At 57.3% G+C, this 23,850-nt stretch carries 25 protein-coding genes; 11 read left to right on the plus strand and 14 right to left on the minus strand.

Features of this window, described 5'->3' with window-relative positions; all coding sequences use genetic code 11:
• Nucleotides 1–172 precede the first annotated feature (172 nt).
• A complete protein-coding gene (locus LAC65_RS11260) occupies nt 173–418 on the plus strand; it encodes a DUF2543 family protein (RefSeq protein ID WP_039385596.1) in 246 nt (81 codons plus the stop codon).
• Nucleotides 419–470: 52 nt separating this feature from the next.
• Here the strand turns inward: LAC65_RS11260 and LAC65_RS11265 are convergent, their stop codons facing one another.
• The 5 genes from LAC65_RS11265 to LAC65_RS11285 are packed head-to-tail and all read right to left on the minus strand — an operon-like array spanning nt 471 to nt 6,611.
• Complete coding sequence (locus tag LAC65_RS11265) at nt 471–1,478, minus strand: substrate-binding domain-containing protein (RefSeq protein WP_039379361.1); 1,008 nt, start codon at nt 1,476–1,478, stop codon at nt 471–473.
• 34 nt (nt 1,479–1,512) lie between these two features.
• The gene (locus LAC65_RS11270) at nt 1,513–2,532 is read right to left on the minus strand and encodes an ABC transporter permease (protein WP_369826788.1); all 1,020 of its coding nucleotides are present in this window, start codon (nt 2,530–2,532) and stop codon (nt 1,513–1,515) included.
• 33 nt (nt 2,533–2,565) lie between these two features.
• Complete coding sequence (locus tag LAC65_RS11275; protein WP_039385597.1) at nt 2,566–4,038, minus strand: sugar ABC transporter ATP-binding protein; 1,473 nt, start codon at nt 4,036–4,038, stop codon at nt 2,566–2,568.
• A gap of 17 nt (nt 4,039–4,055) precedes the next feature.
• Nucleotides 4,056–5,573: a xylulokinase gene (gene xylB / locus LAC65_RS11280; protein ID WP_039379366.1), complete on the minus strand. Its 1,518-nt coding sequence runs from the start codon at nt 5,571–5,573 to the stop codon at nt 4,056–4,058.
• A gap of 3 nt (nt 5,574–5,576) precedes the next feature.
• Entirely contained in the window at nt 5,577–6,611 is a 1,035-nt protein-coding gene (locus LAC65_RS11285; protein ID WP_039379369.1) for an NAD(P)-dependent alcohol dehydrogenase, read from the minus strand.
• Nucleotides 6,612–6,823: 212 nt separating this feature from the next.
• Between LAC65_RS11285 and LAC65_RS11290 the strand changes: the two genes are divergently transcribed.
• Nucleotides 6,824–7,366, plus strand: coding sequence for a D-lyxose/D-mannose family sugar isomerase (locus LAC65_RS11290; protein ID WP_039379372.1), 543 nt, complete (start codon nt 6,824–6,826; stop codon nt 7,364–7,366).
• Nucleotides 7,367–7,448: 82 nt separating this feature from the next.
• A complete protein-coding gene (locus tag LAC65_RS11295) occupies nt 7,449–8,450 on the plus strand; it encodes a LacI family DNA-binding transcriptional regulator (protein ID WP_039379376.1) in 1,002 nt (333 codons plus the stop codon).
• 11 nt (nt 8,451–8,461) lie between these two features.
• Here the strand turns inward: LAC65_RS11295 and LAC65_RS11300 are convergent, their stop codons facing one another.
• Nucleotides 8,462–9,334 (minus strand): helix-turn-helix domain-containing protein, encoded by an 873-nt coding sequence (locus tag LAC65_RS11300; protein WP_039385598.1) that lies wholly within the window; start codon nt 9,332–9,334, stop codon nt 8,462–8,464.
• 182 nt (nt 9,335–9,516) lie between these two features.
• Between LAC65_RS11300 and LAC65_RS11305 the strand changes: the two genes are divergently transcribed.
• Nucleotides 9,517–10,416, plus strand: coding sequence for a DMT family transporter (locus LAC65_RS11305; RefSeq protein ID WP_039379378.1), 900 nt, complete (start codon nt 9,517–9,519; stop codon nt 10,414–10,416).
• A gap of 37 nt (nt 10,417–10,453) precedes the next feature.
• Here the strand turns inward: LAC65_RS11305 and LAC65_RS11310 are convergent, their stop codons facing one another.
• Nucleotides 10,454–10,693, minus strand: coding sequence for a hypothetical protein (locus tag LAC65_RS11310; protein WP_039379380.1), 240 nt, complete (start codon nt 10,691–10,693; stop codon nt 10,454–10,456).
• A gap of 257 nt (nt 10,694–10,950) precedes the next feature.
• Here LAC65_RS11310 and LAC65_RS11315 point away from each other — a divergent pair, with 257 nt between their 5' ends.
• Both LAC65_RS11315 and LAC65_RS11320 read left to right on the plus strand, forming a co-directional pair.
• Nucleotides 10,951–12,168 (plus strand): L-lactate MFS transporter, encoded by a 1,218-nt coding sequence (locus LAC65_RS11315; RefSeq protein WP_039379382.1) that lies wholly within the window; start codon nt 10,951–10,953, stop codon nt 12,166–12,168.
• 257 nt (nt 12,169–12,425) lie between these two features.
• A complete protein-coding gene (locus LAC65_RS11320) occupies nt 12,426–12,572 on the plus strand; it encodes a hypothetical protein (RefSeq protein WP_166714036.1) in 147 nt (48 codons plus the stop codon).
• Nucleotides 12,573–12,641: 69 nt separating this feature from the next.
• Here the strand turns inward: LAC65_RS11320 and LAC65_RS11325 are convergent, their stop codons facing one another.
• From LAC65_RS11325 to LAC65_RS11340, 4 genes are all read right to left on the minus strand, one after another.
• Complete coding sequence (locus LAC65_RS11325; protein WP_224144780.1) at nt 12,642–12,923, minus strand: hypothetical protein; 282 nt, start codon at nt 12,921–12,923, stop codon at nt 12,642–12,644.
• A gap of 255 nt (nt 12,924–13,178) precedes the next feature.
• Entirely contained in the window at nt 13,179–13,982 is an 804-nt protein-coding gene (locus LAC65_RS11330) for a hypothetical protein (protein WP_224144781.1), read from the minus strand.
• 9 nt (nt 13,983–13,991) lie between these two features.
• Nucleotides 13,992–14,444: a universal stress protein gene (locus LAC65_RS11335; RefSeq protein ID WP_039379390.1), complete on the minus strand. Its 453-nt coding sequence runs from the start codon at nt 14,442–14,444 to the stop codon at nt 13,992–13,994.
• 6 nt (nt 14,445–14,450) lie between these two features.
• Nucleotides 14,451–15,239: an IclR family transcriptional regulator gene (locus LAC65_RS11340; protein ID WP_039379392.1), complete on the minus strand. Its 789-nt coding sequence runs from the start codon at nt 15,237–15,239 to the stop codon at nt 14,451–14,453.
• A 152-nt stretch (nt 15,240–15,391) separates the two neighbouring features.
• Here LAC65_RS11340 and LAC65_RS11345 point away from each other — a divergent pair, with 152 nt between their 5' ends.
• From LAC65_RS11345 to ypdK, 3 genes are all read left to right on the plus strand, one after another.
• A complete protein-coding gene (locus tag LAC65_RS11345) occupies nt 15,392–16,996 on the plus strand; it encodes an MFS transporter (protein WP_039379394.1) in 1,605 nt (534 codons plus the stop codon).
• Between the two features lies 1 nt (nt 16,997).
• Complete coding sequence (locus LAC65_RS11350; protein WP_039379396.1) at nt 16,998–18,026, plus strand: HlyD family secretion protein; 1,029 nt, start codon at nt 16,998–17,000, stop codon at nt 18,024–18,026.
• Between the two features lie 200 nt (nt 18,027–18,226).
• Nucleotides 18,227–18,298 (plus strand): membrane protein YpdK, encoded by a 72-nt coding sequence (ypdK, locus tag LAC65_RS11355; protein ID WP_006120362.1) that lies wholly within the window; start codon nt 18,227–18,229, stop codon nt 18,296–18,298.
• 41 nt (nt 18,299–18,339) lie between these two features.
• Here the strand turns inward: ypdK and alaC are convergent, their stop codons facing one another.
• Together alaC and LAC65_RS11365 are read right to left on the minus strand one after the other, a co-directional pair.
• Complete coding sequence (alaC, locus tag LAC65_RS11360) at nt 18,340–19,575, minus strand: alanine transaminase (protein WP_039379399.1); 1,236 nt, start codon at nt 19,573–19,575, stop codon at nt 18,340–18,342.
• Nucleotides 19,576–19,694: 119 nt separating this feature from the next.
• Nucleotides 19,695–20,219 carry a GNAT family N-acetyltransferase gene (locus LAC65_RS11365; protein ID WP_039379402.1) on the minus strand — a complete coding sequence of 175 codons (525 nt, stop codon included), beginning with the start codon at nt 20,217–20,219 and terminating at the stop codon, nt 19,695–19,697.
• Between the two features lie 213 nt (nt 20,220–20,432).
• Between LAC65_RS11365 and LAC65_RS11370 the strand changes: the two genes are divergently transcribed.
• The gene (locus tag LAC65_RS11370) at nt 20,433–22,124 is read left to right on the plus strand and encodes a sensor histidine kinase (protein ID WP_039379405.1); all 1,692 of its coding nucleotides are present in this window, start codon (nt 20,433–20,435) and stop codon (nt 22,122–22,124) included.
• Complete coding sequence (locus LAC65_RS11375) at nt 22,121–22,843, plus strand: LytR/AlgR family response regulator transcription factor (RefSeq protein WP_039379407.1); 723 nt, start codon at nt 22,121–22,123, stop codon at nt 22,841–22,843. Before LAC65_RS11370 ends, LAC65_RS11375 begins: the two co-directional genes overlap by 4 nt.
• Nucleotides 22,844–22,873: 30 nt before the next feature.
• Here LAC65_RS11375 and glk read toward each other — a convergent pair whose 3' ends face one another.
• A complete protein-coding gene (glk, locus tag LAC65_RS11380; protein WP_039379409.1) occupies nt 22,874–23,839 on the minus strand; it encodes a glucokinase in 966 nt (321 codons plus the stop codon).
• Nucleotides 23,840–23,850: the final 11 nt, after the last annotated feature.

The following is a 23,850-nucleotide window of genomic DNA, read 5'->3' on the forward strand; positions in this document are numbered from 1 at the left end:
TATTATGTTGCCGGCATGCTGATAATACCGGCCCGGTACCAGGTTCATGATGACAATAATAGCGCGATGTCTCTGCCTTTTCCGGCAGGCGGGAAAAAGCTGGCAGGAGTGGTATGATTTACGTTAAATGATGCCGCTGGCATCTGACCCCTTCCCGTTTCCGGAGCGCACTATGAAACATGAGATTGATCTGAAGTATTACGATATCGCTGACGCCTACGCTGAAGAGTGTGAAAAACCGGTGAGCGAAGCCGAGCGCGACCCGCTGGCGCACTACTTCCAGCTGCTGATCACCCGCCTGAATAACCATCAGGAGATCAGTGAAGAAGCGCAGCATGAGATGGCGCGCGAGGCGGGAATTGCTGACGCGCGCATTGATGATGTGGCGAACTTTCTGAATGAGTGGGGCAACGAGTAAACGGCTTTGGCAGGCTGTCTGCTGGCAGACAGCCTGCCCGCCGTCGCGTTGATTACTTACGCGCGTCCAGCAGCTGCTGCGCATTATCCGCAGTAACCGTGGTCCACGGAATGTAATAGTGTTTTTTCGTGCCGCCATCCCAGGCGAGATCTTTGGCATACTGCTGCCAGATGTCAGACTGCGGCTGATAGCCTGCGCCTTTTACCGCACGCAGCGCGACATCAATAGCGCCCTGCATCTGGCCTTTCGCATCCTGCAGAATAGAGACCATTTCACCCGCCTGAACGGCATGAATCGCATCAGACACCCCATCCACACCCGCAATGGCGAAGTCGTTCACGTTCAGCCCGGCGCCCTTAATCGCTTCAATGGCTCCCAGCGCCATCTCATCGTTTTGCCCAATCACCCCGTTGATTTTGCCGCGATGCTTCTGCAGCCAGTTCTCCATCAGCGGCTGTGCTTCAGCGCGTGACCAGTTGGCCGTTTTTCTCTCCAGTACGGTAACCTGGCCCGGACCACACTCCGCTATCGCTTTATCATTGCCTTTGCCGCGCTGGATCTCACCGCTGCCGCCCTTCGGCCCTTCAATAATGACGACATTGACCTTTTTGGTTTTGCACTGCAGCTTATCCAGTACCGCTTTGGCTTCCAGATAGCCGCCCAGCTCATCATTAGAGACCACTTCGGACGTCATCTCTTCCGTATTCAGGCGGGCGTTGGTGACCACCACCGGAATTTTAGCCTCTTTAGCATTGGTCACAATATCGATGTTGGCTTCATAATCCATCGGGTTCACGATAATCGCGTCGGCACGCGTCTGGATAGCGGTCGCCGCCTGGTCATTCTGCACCGACGCGTCATAACGACCATCATAAAAGGTGAGCACGGCTTCGCCACTTTTTACTGCCGGATGCGCTTTACCGTAGCGCTCCATCAGCTGAACGAACTCCGCCTTATTGCCATACATCAGCACAGCGATTTTTACGGGGGCAGCCTGCGCTATGCTAATCGCGCCCAGCGTCAGGGCTGAGGTTAACAGAGCGATAGATCTTATTTTCATTGTTCTCTCCTGGCAGGGTTTATCTATTCAGAGGTTAATCGCGCTGTTGTTTACGCGACGGGTCGAGCAGTACAGCCACTACAATCAGAGCGCCTTTGATGATCTGCTGGTAGTAAGACTGCACCCCCAGTAAATCCAGGCCGTTATTCATTACGCCGATGATCAGCACGCCAAAAAAGGTGCCGACAAGCGTACCGACACCGCCAGCCATACTGGTGCCGCCAATCACTACCGCAGCAATCGCATCAAGTTCATAGCCTGCGCCCGCGTTGGTCTGTGCCGATCCGGTGCGTGCGGTGAGGATCAGCCCGGCGATTCCGGCCAGCGCGGCGCACAGGGTGTAGACCATGACTTTTATTCCGACGACGCTGATCCCTGACGTGCGGGCACTTTTCGGGTTGCCGCCAACGGCATAGACGTAGCGCCCGAGCAAAGTTTTATTGAGCAGCAGCCACGCGAGACCAAACAGTACGACAAAGATAATGACCGGTACGGGTATGCCGGCTATGTAGCCGTTGCCGAGCCAGCGAAAATCGCTGTTAAGCTGCGAAACCGGGTTGCCGCCGGTGGTCAGCATCGTGAGTCCGCGCGCAGCGGAGAGCATGCCCATAGTGACGATAAACGGCTGCAGCCGGTAACGCGCCAGCACGGTACCGTTGATCAGGCCGCAGACAATGCCAATTCCCAGCGCGATAATCATTGGCACCATCACCGCATGTGCCGTATCCCCAATTGCCATACCGCTGTTGTTCGTGGCGAAACGTGCAGCAACAATGCCGCTCAGCGCCAGCACCGATCCTACCGACAGATCGACGCCGGCAGTGATAATCACAAAGGTCATGCCGATCGCTAAAATGCCGTTGATAGAGACCTGGCGCAGCACAATCAGCATATTTTCATTACTGAGAAAATAGTTACTGCTCCAGGCGCCATTAGCGACCTGCAGCTCGCCGACGGCAGCCACAATCAGGCAAAGCACAAAGAACGCGATGATGATGCCGTATTTGTGCATACGTCTTTTGTTGCGCGTAAAAAATGAGATGCCGGAAGGCATGGAATGTGTGGTGTTCATAACGTGATCTCTCTGTTAAACCGCCAGCTTCATCAGTTCACTCTGCGTTGCCTGAGCCGCACTCAGCTCTCCCGCCAGCTGTCCGTCGCGAAAAACCAGAATGCGATCGCTCATGCCGATGATCTCTGACAGCTCTGAGGAGACCATCACGATCCCCTTGTTTTTCAACGCAAACTCAGACATAAAGCGGTAAATCTCTTTTTTCGCGCCGACATCAATACCGCGGGTAGGCTCATCCAGCAGCAGTACTTCCGGGTCCAGTAACGCCCAGCGTCCCAGCACGACTTTCTGCTGATTACCGCCGCTGAGGTTGGCCACCAGCTGTTCGGCATCCGGCGTTCTGACGTTAAAGCGTTTGATCATCTCCAGGCTGCGCTGCTGCTCCTGCTTCTCACTGATAAAACCGGCGCGGGAGATAGCGCCAAATGAGGCGATGTTGATGTTTTCGCGAATCGAACGGCAGAGCACCAGCCCGGTTGCTTTGCGATCTTCTGTGACATAAGCGATGCCGTGCCGGATCGACTCTTTCGGTGAGTGGCGGCCCAGCACCACCTCGCCGAGGCGAATGGTTCCGCTGTCTGCGTGTTCAATCCCAAACAGTAAATCGAGAAACTCGCTGCGCCCGGAGCCAACCAGCCCGTAAATGCCGAGGATTTCGCCCCGCTTCAGGTGCAGGCTGATATCGTTGATTTTATTGCGCCAGCGCAGGTTTTTTACCTCCATCATCACCTCATTACCCGGCTGATTAAACTTGGCAAATTCACTCTCATATTCTCCGCCAATAATCTGCTCAATCAGCTGCTCGCGCGTGATATCGGCCAGCATGCCCTCCTGCACCCAGGCGCCATCGCGAAAGATGGTATAGCTGTCGGCAATCTGGAAAATCTCGGAGAGGCGATGGGAGACATAAATAATGCCTTTGCCCTTTTGCGCCAGCCGGGTCAGGGTCTGAAAGATTTTTTGCGCATCCTCCTCGCCAATCGCTGAGGTTGGCTCATCCATGATGATGATGTCAGCATTCGCGTGCGAGAGCGCTTTGGCGATCTCCACCAGCTGCTGCCCGGCAACGCTGAGGTTACGCATCTTTTCAGTAGCAGAGATGTCAAAATCGAGCTCTGCCAGCAGCACGCGGGTACGCTGATTGAGCGTGGCAAAGTCAACAAAACCAAAGCGGCGCGGTTCGCGTCCCAGCCAGATATTTTCAGCCACCGTCAGGTCCGGAATTGCGCTCAGCTCCTGCTGAACAATCGCGATACCGGCGGCCAGCGCGTCCCGCGGATGGGCAAAGCTGCAGCGCCTGCCGCGAATAAATATCTCTCCGGCGTCGGGCTGGATAAACCCCATTAAGATGCTGAGAAAGGTCGACTTTCCGGCACCGTTGCCGCCGCACAGCGCGTGAATGGAGCCGGGGCGCAGCGCAAATTCGGCGTTTTTCAGCGCCACAACCGGACCAAACGCTTTGCGGATCCCCGTGACTTCCAGCAGCATCTCCTGGTTATTTCTGGTCACAATGCCACCTCCGGATAAGTCGTGTTGAGACGCTTCAGATAGCGCTGATAGTGCGTTTCATAGGTCTGATGGCGCGCGGCATCGGGCACGGCGCGGGTACTTTCATCCGGCGTGACAAAGCGCTGGCACAGCGACTGCAGTAACGCATCCGGCTGCTGTGCCGGGTTATCCAGCAGCGCGCTGGCCCACATCGCCTGAATTGCCGCACCCAGCGCGGCGGTTTCCGGAATACGCAAAGAGACCACCGGGCAGTTCATGACGTCAGCCACAATTTGTCGCCAGACAGCGCTGCGCGCGCCGCCGCCGGTAAGGCGGATCTCCTGCGCGCTGATGCCCTGCTGCCGGAACAGATCAAGTCCGTAACGTAATCCGTATGTGGCACTCTCCACGGCGGCGCGGCAGAGGTTAGCGCGGGTAAAATTCACGGCGTTCAGGTTGTGCAGACTCGCCTGCGCGTGGGGCAGCGCCGGCGTGCGCTCGCCATTAAAAAACGGCAGCATCTCAACGCCCTCAGCCCCCGGCTCTGCCTGGTTCAGCAGCTGATTAAAGCCGGTAAGATCCTCTGCCAGCAGCGTCTGGATCAGCGTGGTCGCCGAGGTGACATTCATGGTGCAAATCAGCGGCAGCCAGCGATTGGTGCTGGAGCAGAAGCTGGCAATCAGGCCGTTTTCGTCAGTCACCGGCGTCTCGCTACAGGCAAACAGCGTGCCGGATGTTCCCAGGCTGAGCGTCACCGTGCCTGGCGCAATATTGCCGGACCCGATGGCGGCCATCATATTATCGCCGCCGCCTGTCGCTACCCGCACCGTGCGGCGCAGTCCCAGGCGCTGCGCCGCTTCCGGCTGCAGGGTGCCAATACACTTTTGCGCGGCAGCCAGCGGCGGCAGCGCCTGCCACAGCCGGCCGTCGGGATCGATAAGCTCCACCGTATGCCGATCCCAGCTGCGGCTGCGGATATCCAGCAGGCCGGTGCCGGAGGCGTCGCCATACTCCATAACCCGTTCGCCGGTCAGCCAGAAGTTAAGATAATCGTGCGGCAACAGCACGGTATGTAAACGCGCCCACAGCGCCGGATGCTGCTGCTTCAGCCAGAGAATTTTTGACGCGGTGTAGCCGGTAGCCGGAACAATCCCGGGCTGTGCCAGTGCACCGCTAACCCCTCCCAGCTGCTGCAGCAGCCAGCTGTTCTGCGCATCGGTGGCGGTATCGCACCACAGCTTTACCGGATGCAGCACCGCTCCGGCTTCATCCAGCGCCACAAAGCCGTGCTGCTGGCCGGAGACGCTGAGCGCAGTAATCTGCTGTGTATCAATAGCGGCGTCTGAGGCTGCCTGATGGAATGCCGTGACCAGCGCGTCGATCCAGTCGCTGGCATGCTGTTCACGGGCTCCATCCGCCCCGCTCTGCAGCCGGTGCGGCGCGCTGCCTTCGCCAACGATCGTCCCCCGCTCGCTGTCCACGATAACCACACGCGTTCCCTGCGTGCCGCAATCAATGCCTGCATAGAGCGCCATGCGTCACTCCATCTCCAGCATGATTTTGATATCCGCCGCATGGCCGGCGGCTGCGCGGTCAAACGCTTCAACGCTGTCGGCGAATTTATAGGTGTGGCTGATCAGCGGCTCTACCCGCAGCTTGCCGCTGCTTAACAGGCGCAGCGTGCGGGGATACATATTGGCGTAGCGAAAAATCGTTTTGAAGGTCAGCTCTTTAGCCTGTGCCGCAACAATATCCATCGGCGCGGCGTCCACCGGCATGCCCACCAGAATGACGGTCGCACCCGGCGCCGCGTGTTCCGCCAGCGTGGCAATAGCCGGTTTGGCCCCGCTGCACTCAAACACCACATCTGCGCCGTTACCGCTGGTCAGTTCAGAAACTTTACCGGCCAGATCGCCGGTTTTGATGTTAACGGCGTGCAGCCCTTCATACGCTGCCGCCACGGCAAGCTTTTCATCAAACATGTCGCAGATGATGACATCGGAACAGCCGCCTGCCAGCGCCGCCAGCGCCGTGACCACGCCGATCGGACCGGCCCCCAGCACCAGGCCGATATCGCCGGGTTTGATGCCGGCTTTGGTCGCGGCCTGCATCGCCACCGCCAGCGGCTCCACCATGGCCCCTTCGCGGAAGCTGACATTTTCCGGCAGCTTAAACGTGAACGCCGCAGGATGAATGACCGTTTCACGCAGGCAGCCATGTACCGGCGGCGTTGCCCAGAAGCGCACGGCGGGATCGAGATTGTAGAGACCGGCGCGCGACTGATCGGAGTGCATATCCGGGATCCCTGGCTCCATACAGACGCGATCGCCCGCCTTCAGGTGCGTCACGTTTTTACCGATCTCCAGCACAATGCCAGCGGCTTCATGACCCAGCACCATCGGTGCCTCCACCACAAACGGACCAATCCGGCCATGTTTGTAGTAGTGAACATCGCTGCCGCAAATCCCTACCGAGTGAATTTTAATTTTGACATCGTTATCACCCAGCACTTCATCAAATTCCCGATCTTCAATCGCAATGTGGCCTGCCTGAGTCAGAACTAACGCTTTCATTTACGCCCCCGGATTCATTTTAATGGTATCGATATCATTTAAATGCGGCGATACTGACCTAAAAAAAACGTGAAAACTGTGATGCAAGCTGAATAATATCGATCTGCAGTAGCGCAATTTAGCCCTGTTGCAGCGAATTGCGGATCGGGATCACAGAAGATCACAAGCGGAACACGCTTTAATGGTATCGATATCATTACAGGAGAAACCGTATGACCGATTATCCGCAGGCGATTCAGCGCACCCTGACCTTTTTAGAGCAGGCGAATATTGTTCTCACCCCTGCAGAGCAGAAGAAGATTGAGATTGCTACTTTCGGCCTGGACGATTACCCCGCCTCAGGTTTGCAGCTGTTAACCTATATCAACGAACCGCGCTATTGCGCTAAAGAACTGGTGCTGTTTCCCCGCCAGACCTGTCCTGAACATCGGCATCCGCCGTTTAACGGCACGCCAGGCAAGCAGGAAACCTTTCGCTGCCGCTGGGGCAAGGTCTATCTGTTTGTCGATGATGAACAGCTTACGCCAAACGATGCGACCGGCACTCCGCGCTGTCAGGTGCCTGCCGGCAGTGAAACCGCCTATACCTGCAGCCGCTATATCCTGCTGCGTCCGGGCGAACAGTACACCATTAAACCCGATACGCGGCACTGGTTTCAGGCGGGCGAACACGGGGCCGTTATCTCTGAATTTTCGTCAGAAAGTCGCGACGATCTGGATATTTTCACCGACCCGCGCGTCAGGCGACTCGCCTAGCGCAGCGAGATCGCTTAACGCGGTACGATCTGCCATGATTGACTCATGATACAAAATGACAGGGTTGATTAAGGAGCCAGACTTGGCAGCAGGACGGGGACGCAAGGCAACGCTGGCAAGCGTTGCTGCCCAGGCAAACGTAAGCAAAATTACCGCCTCGCGCGCTTTTTCACAGCCGGAGAAAGTGCATCCGGAGACGCTGCAGCGCATTCACGCTACCGCAGAGCAGTTGGGCTATGTGATGAATACGGCTGCGCGCAGCCTGCGGGCGAAAAGCAGTAAAACCATCGGGATCGTCAACCCCGATATGGCAAACCCCTTCTTTGGCGGCCTGACGCGTCTGATGACGCTGGAGGCGAACAAGCTGGGCTACGATACGCTGGTTTTTGACTCCTGTGAGTCGCAGGAGAATGAGAACCGTATTATCGATAAGCTGATTGGGTATAACGTTGATGCCATTATTCTGTCGGTGATCTCCAACGATCTCCACTATCACCCGGCCTATATGAGACGGCTGGAGACGCTGAATATACCGGTGGTGCTGGTCGACCGCGAGCTGCAGGTTTCCCACTGCAGCGGCGTCTATATTGATAACCTCGACTGCGGCCTGCAGACCGGTCGCTGGCTGGCGGAACAGGGGGCGCAGCGTATTGTCGTGGTCTCCGGCCCGGAAAAGTCGAACGTTGCGCGTGAGCGCGTGCTCGGCCTGCAGGCCGCGCTGCAGGGAAAAGCTGCCTCGCTTGAGGTGCTCTATGCCGACTTTTTTATGGATGCGGCCTGGCAGGAGACCCGGCGCTGGCTGAAACAGCACCCCGCCCCTGATTACTTCGTGGGGTGTAACAATCAGATCTCACTCGGCATTATCAAAGCCTGTATCGAACACAAACTCAGTCTGCAGCAGCAGGTAAAGCTGTTCAGCATTGATGAGGTCACGCAGGCGGATATTTATGGCTTTCACTTTCCCTGCATCGCGCACGATCTGCAGAGCATCGCCTGGCAGGCGCTGAATCTGGCGCTCCGGCGTATTAACGAAAGCGACAGCAAGCCGGGCAAAGTTATCGTGCGGGGTGAAGTGCTTCCCTGACGACGCGCTTTTTACCGGCTAAAGTCCTGCCGCCACGCGGAGGGCGCCACGCCGTGCAGCTGGCGGAACCGGTTACTGAAATGGCTGGCGGAGTGAAAACCGCAGCGCAGTGCAATCTCCGTTAGCGGCAGGGTGCTGTGCATCAGTAGCTCTTTCGCCACCGCCATACGGCGCTGCATCACATATTGGTGCGGCGCGCTGCCGGTGCTGCTGCGAAACATACGCGCAAAATGATATTCGCTGAGCGCAGCTTCTGCGGCCAGCCGCGCCAGCGTCAGCGGCTGATCGAGCTGCGCATCAATCAGGGCAATGATCCGGCGCAGCACGGCGGGTGCCAGGCCGCCCCGCACGGCGGGCAGCTGCCACTGCACATCGCTGTAGCGATGCAGCAGATGCGTCAGCAGCAGCGTCGATGCGCTGCTCAGCATCAGCTGATTGGCGGGCTGCTGCCAGCTGACGCTGAGCAAAAAATGGCGATAGAGCTGCGTAATGCGATCGTCATCAGCAAAAATCTTCTCCTGCAGATTCAGACTGGCTGGCGTGCGATCCCAGATCTGTTCGCCAAGCTGGCGTAAATGGGTATCGGTGCAGTAGAGGTGCACGAATGCGAGGTCGGCCCGCAGATCCCAGGTGGACTCCATACCGGACGGCATCAGGCAGAAACGATCCGGGGCGCCACCGTTGCGCCACCCGTGCGCGGTTTTATGCCAGGTATCATACCCCTCTTCGATATAGAGGCTCAGGGTATGGTGATCGCTGTGGTTGGTTACGCGGTCGCCGCTATTAAACCAGGCTGCCAGCCGGATCCCGCCTGAAAGCGGTACGCTATCACGCAGCTGAGCCTTTCGGTTTTTTAGCATAGTAAAGGTCTGGTAATCGGACATTGCGCACATCACATCGGCAGCGGTTAACCAGCAGTTTACCCGTCCGGACGATGGAAAACAGCGCGGCAGTCGGTGTGAGAATGAAAAAAGCGCAAGTTTTTGCAAGTGCTGCGCAATCGGGTGCAAGCGCCCGCCCGCGCCTGCGCGGATACTGCCGTCCTGTCTCTGCCGGAGTATTAACGATGAATGTAGTGCTGTATCTGAGCGTGGTGCTGATCTGGGGCACCACCTGGCTGGCGATCTTTCTGCAGCAGGACGCAGCCACCACGCCGGTCTATGTGGCTGTTTTCTGGCGCTTTCTCTTCGCCTCGCTGCTGATGCTGGCGCTGCTGACGCTGTGCCGCCGTCTGCGATCGCTGGACAGGCGCGATCATCTGTTTTGTCTGCTGCAGGGAGGCTGTGTTTTTGGCTTCAACTTTGTCTGCTTTTATTATGCAGCAGCCTGGATCAGCACCGGTCTGGAGTCGGTGATTTTTTCCATGGCGGTGATCTTTAACGCGCTCAACGGCTGGCTCTTTTTTGGCCAGCGTCCGCCGCTGCGCCTGGTGCCTGCCGCGCTGCTCGGTATGGGCGGTATCGTCGCGCTCTTCTGGAGCGATATTCGCGCGGCGCACCCCTCGCCGCAGCTGTTATGGGGCGCGGGCCTGAGTGCGCTGGGCACCTTTGGCTTTTCGCTGGGTAATATGATTTCAGCCCGGCATCAGCGCCGCCAGCGCGATATTCTCACCACTAACAGTTACGCCATGCTCTACGGCGCGCTGATCATGGCGGTAATGGCATGGCTTAATGGCGATGCGCTGCAGCTGCCGCGCAATCTGCAGTGGCTGGGCGCGATGAGTTATCTGGCGCTGTTTGGTTCTGTGATTGGATTTGGCGCTTACTTCACGCTGGTGGGTCGCATCGGTGCCAGTCAGGCGGCCTACAGTACGCTACTTTTTCCGCTGGTTGCGCTGACGCTCTCGACAATTTATGAAGGCTATCAGTGGCACGCTAATGCCGTGGCGGGACTGACGCTGATTTTGCTGGGCAACCTGGTGATGTTTATGCGCTGGCCGGTGCGCCGCGCACTGCGGCTGGCCTGACAGCAGAAGCGGGCGTGCAGCCCGCTCTGCTCATCCTCTAACGCCAGCCACCTGCGCCGGACTGAAGCTGCTGCGGCTGATTAAGGGCTTTTCTGGCGATCCAGTAAAGCATTACCCGCTCATCATCCCTGTCACGATCGGCCATAGCCAGCAGCTTTAACGACAGCGTGGCTTTGTTGACAGGCTGATGTTCATCGCTCAATTCGATCACCGCCTGACCGATAAGACAGCAGACTTCATCTCCACTGGATACGGATTCATATGCTCGGTCTTTCATATTTCCTCCCGTTGGTTGAAATATAAGCCTGGCAAACATCCCGGACTCTGCAGCAAAATCGCCTCGCTTAACATACCTGGTTACATATGCTTATCGCAGGACATACCGGGACGTGAATTGTCACGCTGCTGCCATTCATACCGGAAAAACGGCATTTCATTCTGTTTCTCTGACCGCTGAAGCGGGATCCGGCCGCGGCTATGCGCGTGCGCGCTAAGCTGCCAGCAGACTCCATATTCCCGGACGGGAGAATCACCATGACCACAGCCTCAACGGCGCACTACCAGCGCACCCGCATACTGACTCTGATCGGCACTGTCATTACCCAGCTTGCGCTGGGGTCAGTGTATACCTGGAGCCTCTTTAACGGCGCGCTGGCGCATAAACTGCACGAATCAGTCAGTCAGGTTGCTTTCTCCTTTGGGTTGCTCAGCCTGGGGCTGGCTATCGCCTCCTCGCTGGCAGGCAAGCTGCAGGAGCGTTTTGGCGTGCGTAATGTGACTATCGGAGCCGGCATCCTGATGGCAGCCGGATTCTGGCTGACCGCGCAGGCTGATAACCTGATGATGCTTTATCTGAGCGCCGGTATTCTGGTGGGCCTGGCAGATGGTGCGGGCTACCTGATGACGCTATCCAATTGTGTAAAGTGGTTTCCTGAGCGCAAAGGCCTTATCTCCGCCTGTTCAATCGGCGCCTACGGTCTGGGGAGTCTCGGCTTCAAATTTATCTGCGGCACCCTGCTGGATGCTGTTGGCCTGGAGAACACCTTCATGATCTGGGGCGTGCTGGCGATGAGCATGATGTTCTGCGGCGCGCTGCTGATGCGCGATGCGCCGGTGCGCGCTGCCAGCAACAATCCACAGCATGCCGGACGCGACTTTACGCTGGCACAGGCGGTTCGCCTGCCGCAATACTGGATGCTGGCGCTGATGTTCCTCACCGCCTGTATGAGCGGCCTGTATGTGATCGGCGTAGCGAAAGATATCGGCGAAGGAATGGTGCACCTTACGCCGCAGATAGCCGCCAGTGCCGTAACGGTTATCGCCATTGCCAACCTTAGCGGCCGGTTAACGCTGGGGGTACTGTCAGACAAAATGGCCCGTATCCGGGTGATCTCACTGGCGCAATGTATTGCGCTCGCGGGCATGAGTATTTTGCTGTTTACCCGTATGAACGAAACCACTTTTTTTGTCTCGCTGGCCTGCGTAGCCTTCAGCTTCGGTGGCACAATCACCGTTTTCCCGGCGCTGATCAGCGACTTCTTTGGCCTGAACAACCTGACAAAAAATTACGGGCTGATCTACCTCGGGTTTGGTATTGGCAGCGTGCTCGGCTCGCTGGTCGCCTCCCTGTTCGGTGGCTTTACCGTTACCTTTAGTCTGATCATGACGCTGCTGGTTATTTCGCTGCTGCTTTCACTGAGCGTTCGTCAGCCGCGCCGTCAGGCAATTAACAGGCCTGCACTGCATAATTAACTTACAGGCGAGCGCTGTTATCCTGAGCGCTCGCATTTTTATTTTTCATCCGCAGGCGCGAATTATTGTCTTTCAGAATTATCGCGCTAATATAGCCTGCTATTCAGCTTATTCTGATTCAAATAGAAAAACCCGCTTTCCCGATCTTTTATTTAGACACATCTGGCAATATTTATCTAAATAACTCTACATTTGCTGCATCTTCACTCCACTATTCCGGCGTAATCTGACCTCACTGGAAAAGAGGAGGTCTTTCCATGAAAAAGCTTATTTCGTTAACGTCGATAGCGGTTATGGTCAGTTTGCTCAGCGGATGTATTATTGAGCACGACCGTGGCCGCGGCGCTGGCTGGGGTCATGACCGCGGCTGGCATCATGGCCACCACGGGCATCGTCACGGATAATCGGGCAAAGCGCACACAGCACTAATAAAAAAATAAATAAGCAGGGCGGGAATATATCCCGCCCTTTTTTTAGCTTTTAATCGCGTAATTACACTGATACCAGGCTTTCTTTAATCCTGGCAGATGACTGTCCTGAGCAGGCAGCGAATCCACTTTATCAAAACCCCGCTCGCTGCAGTAATTTGCCAGGTCAACATTCATGGCATCCCGATTAAGGCTATGCGGGTCGTAACGATATTGAACGGTGTTGGACGTATTATCTTCATCTACACGTTCAAATCCGCCAGGCTGATTAACGCTGCAGCTCGCCAGCATAATGAGCGCTAACGCGCCGGTAACGATATTTTTCATTCAGGTGTCCTCTTCAGGCGTCGAAGTGTAAACAACGATGCCACCGCGCGCCTATAGGAAAACGCGCGAAACAGTGTTAAGACCAGTGTTTTTGCCAATTGAATCAATAAAACCAAACGGCTTTTCTTATCATATGACAACTGCGATAGTGCAGTCAGACCACACGATGTCTGCTCCACACCAGGTAATATCAATAATAAGAAGATGTAACAAAGTGACCTTTGTGCCCGCGCTGAGCGGGCTTTTTTTCACCGGTTAGCCGTTGCTGTGCACCATATTACGTAAAAGGCCGGCGGCGCGCTTAGCAGGCAATGCGAGAATGGCGCTGTAGAGATCGATAGACATAGCACACAGCGCGCTGCGATCGACGGCGGTATCAGCCGGCTGATTAAGCTGCTGAAGTTTATTGCCCCATTTTCCATAAAGCCTGTCAACTATCTCACGCAGATCGCGGCGGGCCAGCGTCTGGTCGGTCTGCTGCTCTGCCCCCTGGCTGCTCAGCAGCAGGGCTTCAAGCGCATGACCGTCGCGCTGATAGAGTGCCGGAGTGAGCACCTCCTGCAGATTGATGCCGCCGCTGACCTGCGGATAGAGGAACTGAAAACAGCGCTGCGGACTCTGCTGCTGCAGCGCCTGCATCTCTTCCACCGACACCTGAACATAGGCGATCACTGCATCATCGCTGGCGCGGGTCATACGTTTATTGACGATATCAGTCAGCCAGCCCCGCAGGTCGCCCAGCGCCTGTTCGGCGGAAACGCCCTGCTGCAGCTTATGCCGCAGTTCACGATTCAGTAATTGCCACAGCTCCGGCTCCTGAACCCTAAGCAGGTGATAGCCTGGCGCCGCGCTGAGCCGCTGCGCAACCGCCTCCATCTGTATCTTCTCTGCCTGACGCGGATGCAGCCAGCTAAACCAGATCAGATTAGCTGCCACAAGCGGCAGGATAAACAGCAGCACCCCCTGCCAGGCTCGCAGCGCCGTGGTGCGTACCAGCATCACAATCACCAGCGCCAGCAGTGCAAAAGCGGCCAGCACCGAAATAAAAAGCAGCGTCATAATACGGCGTTAATCCTTACGCACGTCCAGCAGAACCGGACAGGTCGCGCGTTCGATCACTGCCGCGCTGACCGAGCCTTTCAGCAGCCGGTTAAGCGGCGAGAGGTGCCGGCGTCCCATGATAATCATACTGGCGCGCAGTGCCGCAGCCTGCGCCACAATGGTTTCAGCGGCTTCACCCGCCAGGATGACGCCTCTGGCATTCACACCCGCCCGCAGCAGCGGAGCCAGCGCATGACGCACCACCATCTCGGCGGTGTTCTGCTCATCTTTTGCCGCGACAAAATCATCCGGATCTTCACCGGCGTCAATTTCGATAGGCTGGCTGCAGGCTGAATAGGCGGGATCGATACAGCACAGCACCGTGACCGGGGCGTTGAGCGCCAGCGCCTGTTCAAGGGTCAGCGCAATCACTTTCTCCGCGACCGGTGAGTTATCGATAGCCATTAACAACATTTTCATGAGTCGTTACCTCTTCTCCACAGCGGTTATTTTGCCAATTTCGCGCAGCAGCGCCTCTTTACAGGTGATGATCTCTTTGCGATAGCGCGCTTCATGTTGCGCAAAGCGCGCGCCGGGAACCAGCAGCGAGATAGAGAAACGTCCGAACAGTGTGTCAATGGCGACCGCCAGGGTGGTGATCCCTTCAAGCGTTTCACCGCGATCGATCGCCAGGCCACTGCTGCGTACTTCAGCAATCAGCGCCATCAGCTGCGGCAGCGTTTTTACCGTTTTATCCGTGAGTTCCTGCCAGGCATCGCCCACCAGCAGCTGTACATCTTCATCGCTCTCCAGCGCCAGCAGCGCCCGGCCGCCGGAGGTACTGTAGAGCGGCAGATTAAGCCCCATCCGCGGTACGACCCGCAGCTCGCGCGGCGCCACGACATAATGAACGATCGCCAGCTGCGTCCCGCTGGCGCGCGCCAGCGAGACGGTTTCATTAACCGTTGCTGAGAGCTGTTCCAGCAGCGGACGCGCCAGCTCCACCACATCTGTATGGACGCTGGAGATCAGTTTCAGCAGAGCTGGCCCCAGCCTGAGGCCCCCTGCCCCGCTACTGCGCACCAGTTGAGCGCTGTCGAGCGCCGCCACGATGCGCTGTACCGTGGAGCGTGGCAGGTTCACCACCTGCGCAATTTCGCCCAGACTCATGCCGCCGGGATGTTCACCCAGCGCATGTAAAATTTTTGCCGCACGCGCAATGACCTGAATGCCACCCGCTTTTTCATCCTCACGGCCTGAGGCAGATCCCACCATAATGCGTTCCTTATGAGCCTGCTTTACTGTAGCGCGAATGATCGCACTTTTGTACCTGCGTATCACATTGCAATACATCATACCGGCATGTAAGATGCGCGGCCTGTATCACATCGTAATACACTGCATCATAATTTCATGAGAGTTCTGCTATGACCGCTTCGCCCGCTGCTCCGCCAGCTCCGCACCCGTTTACACTGCGCCTGGCTCTCGGGCTGGCGGGCGTGCTGATCGCGGCGCTGACGTCAGGATTCAACGATCGGGTCACGGATATTGCGCTGGCAGATATCCGCGCCGCTATCGGTATCAGTCACGATCGCGGCAGCTGGATTGTCTCCGGCTATCAGGCGGCTGAAGTCGCCGCAATGATGATCGCGCCCTGGTTCGCCGTCACCTTTTCTCTGCGCCGCTTTGCCCTGGTGGTTTCTGCCGGCTTTATGCTGTGCGGCCTGGTGCTGCCGCTGACGCAGGATGCGACGCTGTTTATTGCGCTGCGCGTGCTGCAGGGTATCTTTGGCGGCGCGCTGCCGCCCTTGCTGATGACAGTGGCGCTGCGCTTTCTGCCGCCGCCGATCAAACTCTATGGCCTGGGCGCCTATGCGCTCACCGCCACCTTTGGCCCCAATATGGCGGCCTCGCTGGCGGCGTTCTGGACCGATGAAGTGGGCTGGACGTTTGTGTTCTGGCAGGTAGTCCCGGCCATGCTGCTGGCAATGACGCTGATTGCCTGGGGACTGCCGCAGGATCCGCTGCGCCTGGAGCGCTTTCGGCAGATCGACCTGTTTGGCATGCTTACCGGCTGCGCCGGCATGGCGCTGCTGATTCTGGCCCTGACTCAGGGGGAACGGCTGGACTGGCTCAGCTCACCGCTGTTTACCGCCATGCTGCTGGGTGCGCTGGCGCTGCTGACGGTGTTTCTGATTAACGAGTGGTTTCATCCGCTGCCGCTGTTCAGGCTGCAGATGCTGCGCCGTTCCAACCTGGCGCACGGCCTGCTGGCGCTGATGGCGGTGCTGATTCTGGCACTCTCCGGTTCAGCGCTGCCTTCGCTCTATTTTGGTCAGGTAGAGGGATTTCGCACGCTGCAGTTTGCGCCGCTGGCGCTGACCGTGGGCCTGCCGCAGCTGCTGATTGCCCCGCTGATCGCCGCTTTGCTGAACATTCGCCGGGTCGATTGCCGCTGGGTGTTGTGCTGCGGCGTGCTGCTGCTGGTCACCGCCTGCCTGCTGGGAACGCAGATTACCACTGACTGGGCGCGGCAGAATTTCTGGCTGATGCAGATCCTGCAGGCGTTCGGACAGCCGATGGTGATCCTGCCGGTGCTGATGAGTGCCACCAGCGTTGTGGCGCCGCCGGAGGGCCCTTTTGCCTCTGCCATGTTCAACACCGTACGCGGTTTTTCCAGCATTGCGGCCAGCACGCTGGTGGAGTGGTTTATCAGCCATCGCGAACAGTTCCATTCGCATGTACTGGTAGATCAGGCGGCCAGCCGTAGCTGGCTGATGACCGCGACCAGCAGCGCGCAGGCAGGCAGCAGCACTCCCCTGCTGCCGGACGGCAGCGCCAGTAGCGTGCAGAACCTGAGCGGATTTGCCGCCCTGCTGAAACATCAGGCGCTGGTACTCAGCCTGAGCGACGCCTGGCTGATGCTGACCACCTTTGGCGCCCTGCTGCTGCTGCTGACGCTCTGTCTGGCGCACCGCGTCTGGCCGCCTCAAACATTGATTCAACCTGTTACGCCACGTCGGGAAAACTGATATGCAACTCTCTGCTGTAAAAAGAACGGCGCTGCTAAGCGCCCTGTTAGTGCTGCTGCTCGCGCTCGCCTTTCTCCTCTGGCGTGCCATGACCACCAACGATTATCGCACCGATGATGCCTGGGTTAATGCGGATTACACGCTGGTCGCCCCCAAAGTTTCAGGCTATATCGCCCGGGTCAGCGTGCAGGATAACCAGCACGTCCGGGCGGGCGATCTGCTGGCAACGCTTGACGATCGCGATTTTCGCGTGGCGCTGGAAACCGCGCGCGCTTCGCTGCAGGTCAGCGAGGCTAAGCGGCTAAGCACCCAGGCGCAGCTGGCGCAGCAGCAGGCGACGATTAATCAGGCAAAAGCGACGCTGGCGGCCAGTGAGGCAGCGGCCCGCTACGCCGGCCAGAACGCCGCACGTTATAATCAGCTTTATAAAAGTGGCACCATTGCGGCTGACGATCAGCAAAAAGCGGATACTAACCAGCGTTCCGCTTCGGCGACGGTACGACAGAGTGAGGCGGCGCTGGACGCGGCGCTTAAGCAGGTTAATGTCCTGCAGGCGGCCGTGCGTCAGGCGGAGGCGGATGTCGCAGTCGCGCAGGCGAATGTCGACCAGGCGCAGCTTAATCTCTCTTATACCCGTATTGTTGCGCCGGTAGAGGGCACGGTCGGCCAGCGTACCGTACGTCCGGGCGCCTATGTCAGTGCCGGCAGCCGCCTGCTGGCAGTGGTGCCGCTGCAGCAGCTCTACATTACGGCTAACTATCTGGAAACCCAGCTGACCGACGTGCGGCCAGGGCAAAAGGTCAGCGTTACTGTTGATGCGCTACCGGATAAAACCTTTACCGGGCGTATCGACAGCATTGCGCCGGCAACAGGGGCAACCTTCTCGGCAATTTCACCTGATAATGCAACGGGTAACTACACTAAAGTGGTTCAGCGTCTGCCGGTAAAGATTGTGCTTGATGCGGGTCAGCCCGATCTGGCGCAGCTGCGCGTCGGCATGTCGGCGATCCCGCACATTCAGACCCAATAAATTGTGAGCAATATCTCAGAACCGGCCTATTTATTTCTGGATCGATTCCGCGTAAATTAGCGCCCGATCCTGTTCCGGTCTGGCCGGGACCACCTGAGTAGAAAGCGTGTAGCGTTAATGAACTCCACCTTTCTCTTATTCTGTTCGGGTTACGCTGGTCTGGGATCGCCATCACGGTAACCGCACAGAGGAGTTATGTTGTGAAATACGCTTTGATGGGCATCTCTTTTTTCGTGTTGCTTTGGGTCGGCACCTTTGTGCTGATGCTCTGAGTACCGGACGGGGCGACCATACCAGTCGCCCCGACGCACGCTTAACGCGTCTCTTCTGCTTCTTTTACCGCTCCCGGTAAGATACCGTCGGCGCGGAACATCGCCTTAATTCCCCGCACCGCCTGACGAATGCGATCGCTGTTTTCAATCAGCGCAAAGCGCACGTGTGTATCACCATATTCACCAAAACCGATGCCCGGCGACACGCAGACTTTGGCCTCCTGCAGCAGCAGTTTGGCAAACTCCAGCGAGCCAAGATGCGCGTAGCGTTCCGGGATTTTTGCCCAGACGTACATCGATGCCTTAGGCAGATCCACCATCCAGCCCGCTTCATGCAGCCCTTTTACCAGCACATCACGCCGGCGCTTATACTGCTCAGCGATATCGCGCACGCACTGCTGATCGCCCTCCAGCGCGGCAATGGCTGCCACCTGTAGCGGCGTGAATGTCCCGTAATCGTGATAGCTTTTGATGCGCGCCAGCGCCGCTACCAGCTCTTTGTTTCCTGTCATGAAACCGATACGCCATCCCGCCATATTGTAGCTTTTGGAGAGCGTAAAGAACTCTACCGCCACGTCGCGCGCACCCGGCACCTGCATGATTGAGGGCGCTTTCCAGCCGTCGTAGGTGATGTCAGCGTAGGCGAGATCGTGGATCACCAGCACGTTATACTGTTTTGCCAGCGCAATAACCCGTTCAAAAAAGTCGAGTTCGACGCACTGAGCGGTGGGATTAGAAGGGAAGCCGAGGATCATCATTTTCGGCTTTGGATAGCTTTCGCGAATTGCACGCTCCAGCTCAGTAAAGAAATCCACGCCCGCGACCAGCGGCACGGAGCGAACCTGCGCCCCGGCGATCACCGCGCCATAAATATGGATAGGATAGCTGGGGTTGGGCACCAGCACGGTGTCACCATGATCGAGCGTGGCGAGCATCAGGTGCGCCAGTCCCTCTTTGGAGCCGATAGTCACAATCGCTTCTGACTCCGGATCGATATCCACCTGATAGCGCTCAGCGTACCAGCGCGAAATCGCCCGGCGCAGGCGCGGAATACCTTTTGAGGTGGAGTAGCCGTGCGTATCTTCACGCTGCGCCACCTGACAGAGCTTTTCCACAATATGCGGCGGCGTAGCGCCATCCGGATTCCCCATTGAAAAGTCGATAATATCTTCGCCGCGCCGACGCGCAGCCATCTTCAGTTCAGCGGTGATGTTGAATACGTATGGGGGAAGGCGTTCTATACGCGAGAAACGACGGGGTATGCTGTTATCAGCCATGATGTCCTCAGGATTACGTGAGCGCCCGGACCGTCCGAGCGACGCGGATCACTTGCTGTGACCTCACCCCGAACATAACGCGCTGTGACCTGCGCTGTCGAGAGCAGCAGAAAATTTTTTTATTTTTCGGGATTCAGGCAGCCAAACACCCAATCGTTTACCCACTCTCCGTTTAGCAGATAATTATCCCGCAGAGTCCCCTCCAGCATAAAATTATTCTTTTCCAGAATACGTCGGGATGGCCAGTTACCCTCAATCACCAGCGCTTTCAGCTTATGAAATTCTGCGCTGAACAGAAAGTGAACCAGCGCCGCCAGCGCTTCGCTACCGTAGCCCTGCCCGATGTGGCTATGGCGCAGCATATAGCCAACTTCCGCCTGGCGATAAGGGTGCCACTCGGCGCTGCAGCCAAACAGGCCTATCGGTTCCTGATTTGTTTGCAGGCGCGCCACCAGGCACAGCATATGAAAGCTGGCGGGCTGCCACGGCGCCAGGCGTTCATTGAAACGCTGACGAATGTCGTTTTCATCGGGAATTTCGCTTACCCAGGTCATGGTGGCAGCGTCTTCATGTACCGCTTTGAAGATCTGCCAGTCCTCCGGCTGCAACCGGCTCAGGGTTAATCGCGGGGTCTGAAGTTGCATGGCGGCGCTCCGCTACGGGGAATAGTGCAACATAGCAAACTGCCGCAGCGACAGCCAGGGCGCCATTAATGGCGCCTCTACGCGCCTCCGCACGGGCCGCATTTATGCGGCCCGTTAAACCCGGAGCGCTATGCTGGCGCATTGCGCGCGCATTTTTTATTATGACGCCACCGATATTCTGTCCCGGAAATGCCTGTGCCCTTCCATTTTGACATGCTGCTGGCGGTATTCGATCGCGCAGCGCTGATGCTCATCTGCCTCTTTTTTCTCACCCGCACCCGGGTATTGCGCCAGCTGCTGCAGAAAGATGAACACACGCTGAGCGAGAAAGCGATCGTCACCCTGATTTTCTCGCTGTTTGCGCTGTTCAGCACCTGGTCCGGCGTGGCGGTGGATGGCTCGCTGCTGAATGTCCGCGTCATTGCGGTGATGGCGGGCGGCATTCTGTTTGGCCCCTGGGTGGGCGTGACGACCGGCGTCATTGCCGGGCTGCACCGCTTCCTGATCGACATAGATGGCGTCACGTCAGTACCCTGCCTGATCACCAGCATTGTGGCCGGTATCGCCTCTGGCGTAATTAATCGCCGGGTCAGCAAAGAGCAGCGCTGGGGGGCCGGCATAGTGGGCGGCATGCTGTGCGAGGCGCTGACTATGCTGCTGATCCTGTTATGGGCAAAGCCTGCAGCGCTCGGCCTGACGATTGTCTCGGAAATCGCCCTGCCGATGATTCTGGGTGCCTCCAGTATCGGATTGATTGTGCTGCTGGTGCAGAGCGTGGAGGGAGAAAAAGAGGCGATTGCCGCCCGGCAGGCCAAACTTGCGCTGGAGATAGCGAATAAAACGCTGCCGCTGTTTCGGCAGGTAAACAGCGATGCGCTGCGCGAAGTGTGCGATATTATCCGGCGCGACATCCACGCTGATGCGGTTGCCATTACCAATACGCAGCAGATTCAGGCGTATGTCGGCTATGGTGAACAGAACTACCATAATGGCGATGATGGCATCAGCCCCACTACCGCACAGGCGATTGCCAGCGGAAAAATCATCATCAAAAACAACGACGAAGCGCATCGCACGCGCGATATTCACTCGATGCTGGTGATCCCGCTCTGGGAGCAGGGTCAGGTGACCGGCACGCTGAAAATTTACTATCGCCGGGCGCATCGCATTACCGGCTCGCTGAAAGAGATGGCTATCGGGCTGTCGCAGATTATCTCGACCCAGCTGGAGGTATCGCGCGCTGAGCAGCTGCGTGAAATGGCCAATAAGGCGGAACTCCGTGCCCTGCAGAGCAAAATTAACCCTCACTTTTTGTTTAATGCCCTGAACGCTATCTCTGCCTCAATCCGGATGAATCCCGATACTGCCCGTCAGCTGGTTATCAACCTGTCGCGCTACCTGCGCTACAACCTTGAACTCAATGAGGATGAGCTGATCGATATCAAGAAAGAGCTGTGGCAGGTAAAAGATTATATTGCCATTGAGCAGGCGCGCTTCGGCGATAAGCTGTCAATGATCTACGATATCGACGACGATCTGCACTTTACTCTGCCCAGCCTGCTGATTCAGCCGCTGGTGGAAAATGCTATTGTGCACGGCATTCAGCCATGCCGGGGCAAAGGCGTGGTGACGCTCAGCGTGAAAGATCTGGGCGATCGGGTGCGTATCGCCGTACGCGACACCGGACCGGGGATCAGCGACGAGGTGATCCGTCGCGTTGCGCGCAATGAGATGCCGGGCAATAAAATTGGCCTGCTGAACGTTCACCATCGTGTCAGACTGCTGACCGGCCAGGGGCTGATTATCATGCGTCACCAGCCGGGAACGGAAATCGCCTTTAGCCTGCCGAAAAACAGCCAGCCTCTTCCTGCCGCGCTCAGCGTTCAACCGGAAATAACAGTATGAAAGCCATAATAGTGGAAGATGAATTTCTGGCGCGCCAGGAGCTCAGCTGGATGATTCAGCAGCATAGTCAGATCACGGTTGAAGCAAGCTTTGATGACGGGCTGGATGTGCTGAAATATCTGCAGACGCACCGGGTCGACGTGATTTTCCTCGATATTAATATTCCGTCGCTCGATGGCATGCTGCTGGCGCAGAATATTCATCAGTTTACCCACAAGCCCCTGATTGTTTTTATCACTGCCTGGAAAGATTATGCGGTGGAGGCGTTTGAACTCGACGCGTTTGACTACATCCTCAAGCCCTATCATGAGGCGCGCATCATCACCATGCTGAATAAGCTGGAGGCCACCACGCAGCCGCCGCCGCCGCAGAACAGCCCGGCTGTTGCGCCGCAGACGGTGAATCTGCAGAAAGATGAGCGCATCATCGTTACCGATATCAACGATATTTACTATGTGGAAGCGCATGAGAAGCTGACGTTTGTGTATACGCGGCGGGAAGCTTACGTGATGTCAGTGGCCATCAGTGAGTTCTGCAGCCGGCTGCCGGAGGCGCTGTTTTTTCGCTGTCATCGCTCTTACTGTGTGAACCTGAGTAAAATTCGCGAGATAGAGCCGTGGTTTAATAATACCTATCTGGTGAAGCTGCGCGATCTGGAAGCGCAGGTGCCGGTAAGCCGCAGCAAAGCCAGACCGTTCCGGCAGCTGATGCGGCTGTAAGGCGGACGACCCGCGCCGTCCGCCGCTGTGTCAGAGCACGCGGCCCAGCGCCTGACGCAGATGCGCGCCGGCACCCAGCAGGCCGGGCTGATCGTGCGTGATCATATACACCGGAATATCGACCAGATAGTCGCGGAAACGTCCCTTATCTTCAAACGCCGCGCGAAAACCGGAGGCTTTGAAAAAGTCGAGGAAGCGCGGCACGATGCCGCCCGCAATATAAACGCCACCAAAGGTGCCGAGGTTCAGCGCCAGGTTGCCGCCAAAGCGTCCCATGATCACGCAGAACAGCGTCAGCGCGCGACGGCAGTCGATACAGGTGTCCTGCAGTGCCCGCTCGGTCACATCTTTGGGCTTGAGGTTTTGCGGCTCGCGCGCGTCAGATTTCACAATCGCGCGGTAAAGGTTGACCAGTCCGGCTCCTGACAGCACGCGCTCGGCAGAAACGTGGCCCATCTCTGCACGCAGCACTTCGAGGATCTGATCTTCCTCTTCGCTGTTCGGCGCGAAATCGACGTGGCCGCCCTCACCCGGCAGACTGACCCAGCGCTGATTGACGTGTACCAGATGACTGACGCCCAGTCCGGTGCCCGCACCGTAGATAGCGATCGGCTTATCTTTAACCGGCGCTTTGCCGCCAAACTGGATCACTTCGTTTTCCGTCAGCATCGGGATCGCCATAGAGACGGCGGTGAAGTCGTTGATAATTTCCAGCGTGCTGAAGCCCAGATTCTGTTTCATCTGGCGCGTTGAGAATGCCCAGTCGTGGTTGGTCATCTCGACCCAGTCTTCGGTGATCGGACAGGCGATAGCGATACAGCCATCAGTCACTGCCTGCTGCTGTTCCGCCAGATAGAAACGGATAACGGCTTCAAGATTGTCGTAGTCTGATGTGGAGAATGTTTTGGCGTGTGAGATGGCGCCGGTCTCTACCTCACACAGCGCGAGACGAGCGTTAGTACCGCCCACATCGCCGACCAGGGCGTATTTTGTCATTCTTCTGCTGC

The organism is Pantoea eucrina (assembly GCF_020079945.1).
Taxonomy (GTDB): Bacteria; Pseudomonadota; Gammaproteobacteria; order Enterobacterales; family Enterobacteriaceae; genus Pantoea; species Pantoea eucrina.

Excerpts from the sequence above, each read along its gene's own strand:
- LAC65_RS11260 (WP_039385596.1), top strand. The coding sequence starts at position 173 with ATGAAACATGAGATTGATCTGAAGTATTACGATATCGCTGACGCCTAC.
- LAC65_RS11265 (WP_039379361.1), bottom strand. The coding sequence starts at position 1,478 with ATGAAAATAAGATCTATCGCTCTGTTAACCTCAGCCCTGACGCTGGGC.
- LAC65_RS11270 (WP_369826788.1), bottom strand. The coding sequence starts at position 2,532 with ATGCCTTCCGGCATCTCATTTTTTACGCGCAACAAAAGACGTATGCAC.
- LAC65_RS11275 (WP_039385597.1), bottom strand. The coding sequence starts at position 4,038 with ATGCTGCTGGAAGTCACGGGGATCCGCAAAGCGTTTGGTCCGGTTGTG.
- xylB (WP_039379366.1), bottom strand. The coding sequence starts at position 5,573 with ATGGCGCTCTATGCAGGCATTGATTGCGGCACGCAGGGAACGCGTGTG.
- LAC65_RS11285 (WP_039379369.1), bottom strand. The coding sequence starts at position 6,611 with ATGAAAGCGTTAGTTCTGACTCAGGCAGGCCACATTGCGATTGAAGAT.
- LAC65_RS11290 (WP_039379372.1), top strand. The coding sequence starts at position 6,824 with ATGACCGATTATCCGCAGGCGATTCAGCGCACCCTGACCTTTTTAGAG.
- LAC65_RS11300 (WP_039385598.1), bottom strand. The coding sequence starts at position 9,334 with ATGTCCGATTACCAGACCTTTACTATGCTAAAAAACCGAAAGGCTCAG.
- LAC65_RS11305 (WP_039379378.1), top strand. The coding sequence starts at position 9,517 with ATGAATGTAGTGCTGTATCTGAGCGTGGTGCTGATCTGGGGCACCACC.
- LAC65_RS11310 (WP_039379380.1), bottom strand. The coding sequence starts at position 10,693 with ATGAAAGACCGAGCATATGAATCCGTATCCAGTGGAGATGAAGTCTGC.
- LAC65_RS11315 (WP_039379382.1), top strand. The coding sequence starts at position 10,951 with ATGACCACAGCCTCAACGGCGCACTACCAGCGCACCCGCATACTGACT.
- LAC65_RS11320 (WP_166714036.1), top strand. The coding sequence starts at position 12,426 with ATGAAAAAGCTTATTTCGTTAACGTCGATAGCGGTTATGGTCAGTTTG.
- LAC65_RS11325 (WP_224144780.1), bottom strand. The coding sequence starts at position 12,923 with ATGAAAAATATCGTTACCGGCGCGTTAGCGCTCATTATGCTGGCGAGC.
- LAC65_RS11330 (WP_224144781.1), bottom strand. The coding sequence starts at position 13,982 with ATGACGCTGCTTTTTATTTCGGTGCTGGCCGCTTTTGCACTGCTGGCG.
- LAC65_RS11335 (WP_039379390.1), bottom strand. The coding sequence starts at position 14,444 with ATGAAAATGTTGTTAATGGCTATCGATAACTCACCGGTCGCGGAGAAA.
- LAC65_RS11340 (WP_039379392.1), bottom strand. The coding sequence starts at position 15,239 with ATGGTGGGATCTGCCTCAGGCCGTGAGGATGAAAAAGCGGGTGGCATT.
- LAC65_RS11345 (WP_039379394.1), top strand. The coding sequence starts at position 15,392 with ATGACCGCTTCGCCCGCTGCTCCGCCAGCTCCGCACCCGTTTACACTG.
- LAC65_RS11350 (WP_039379396.1), top strand. The coding sequence starts at position 16,998 with ATGCAACTCTCTGCTGTAAAAAGAACGGCGCTGCTAAGCGCCCTGTTA.
- alaC (WP_039379399.1), bottom strand. The coding sequence starts at position 19,575 with ATGGCTGATAACAGCATACCCCGTCGTTTCTCGCGTATAGAACGCCTT.
- LAC65_RS11365 (WP_039379402.1), bottom strand. The coding sequence starts at position 20,219 with ATGCAACTTCAGACCCCGCGATTAACCCTGAGCCGGTTGCAGCCGGAG.
- LAC65_RS11370 (WP_039379405.1), top strand. The coding sequence starts at position 20,433 with ATGCTGCTGGCGGTATTCGATCGCGCAGCGCTGATGCTCATCTGCCTC.
- LAC65_RS11375 (WP_039379407.1), top strand. The coding sequence starts at position 22,121 with ATGAAAGCCATAATAGTGGAAGATGAATTTCTGGCGCGCCAGGAGCTC.
- glk (WP_039379409.1), bottom strand. The coding sequence starts at position 23,839 with ATGACAAAATACGCCCTGGTCGGCGATGTGGGCGGTACTAACGCTCGT.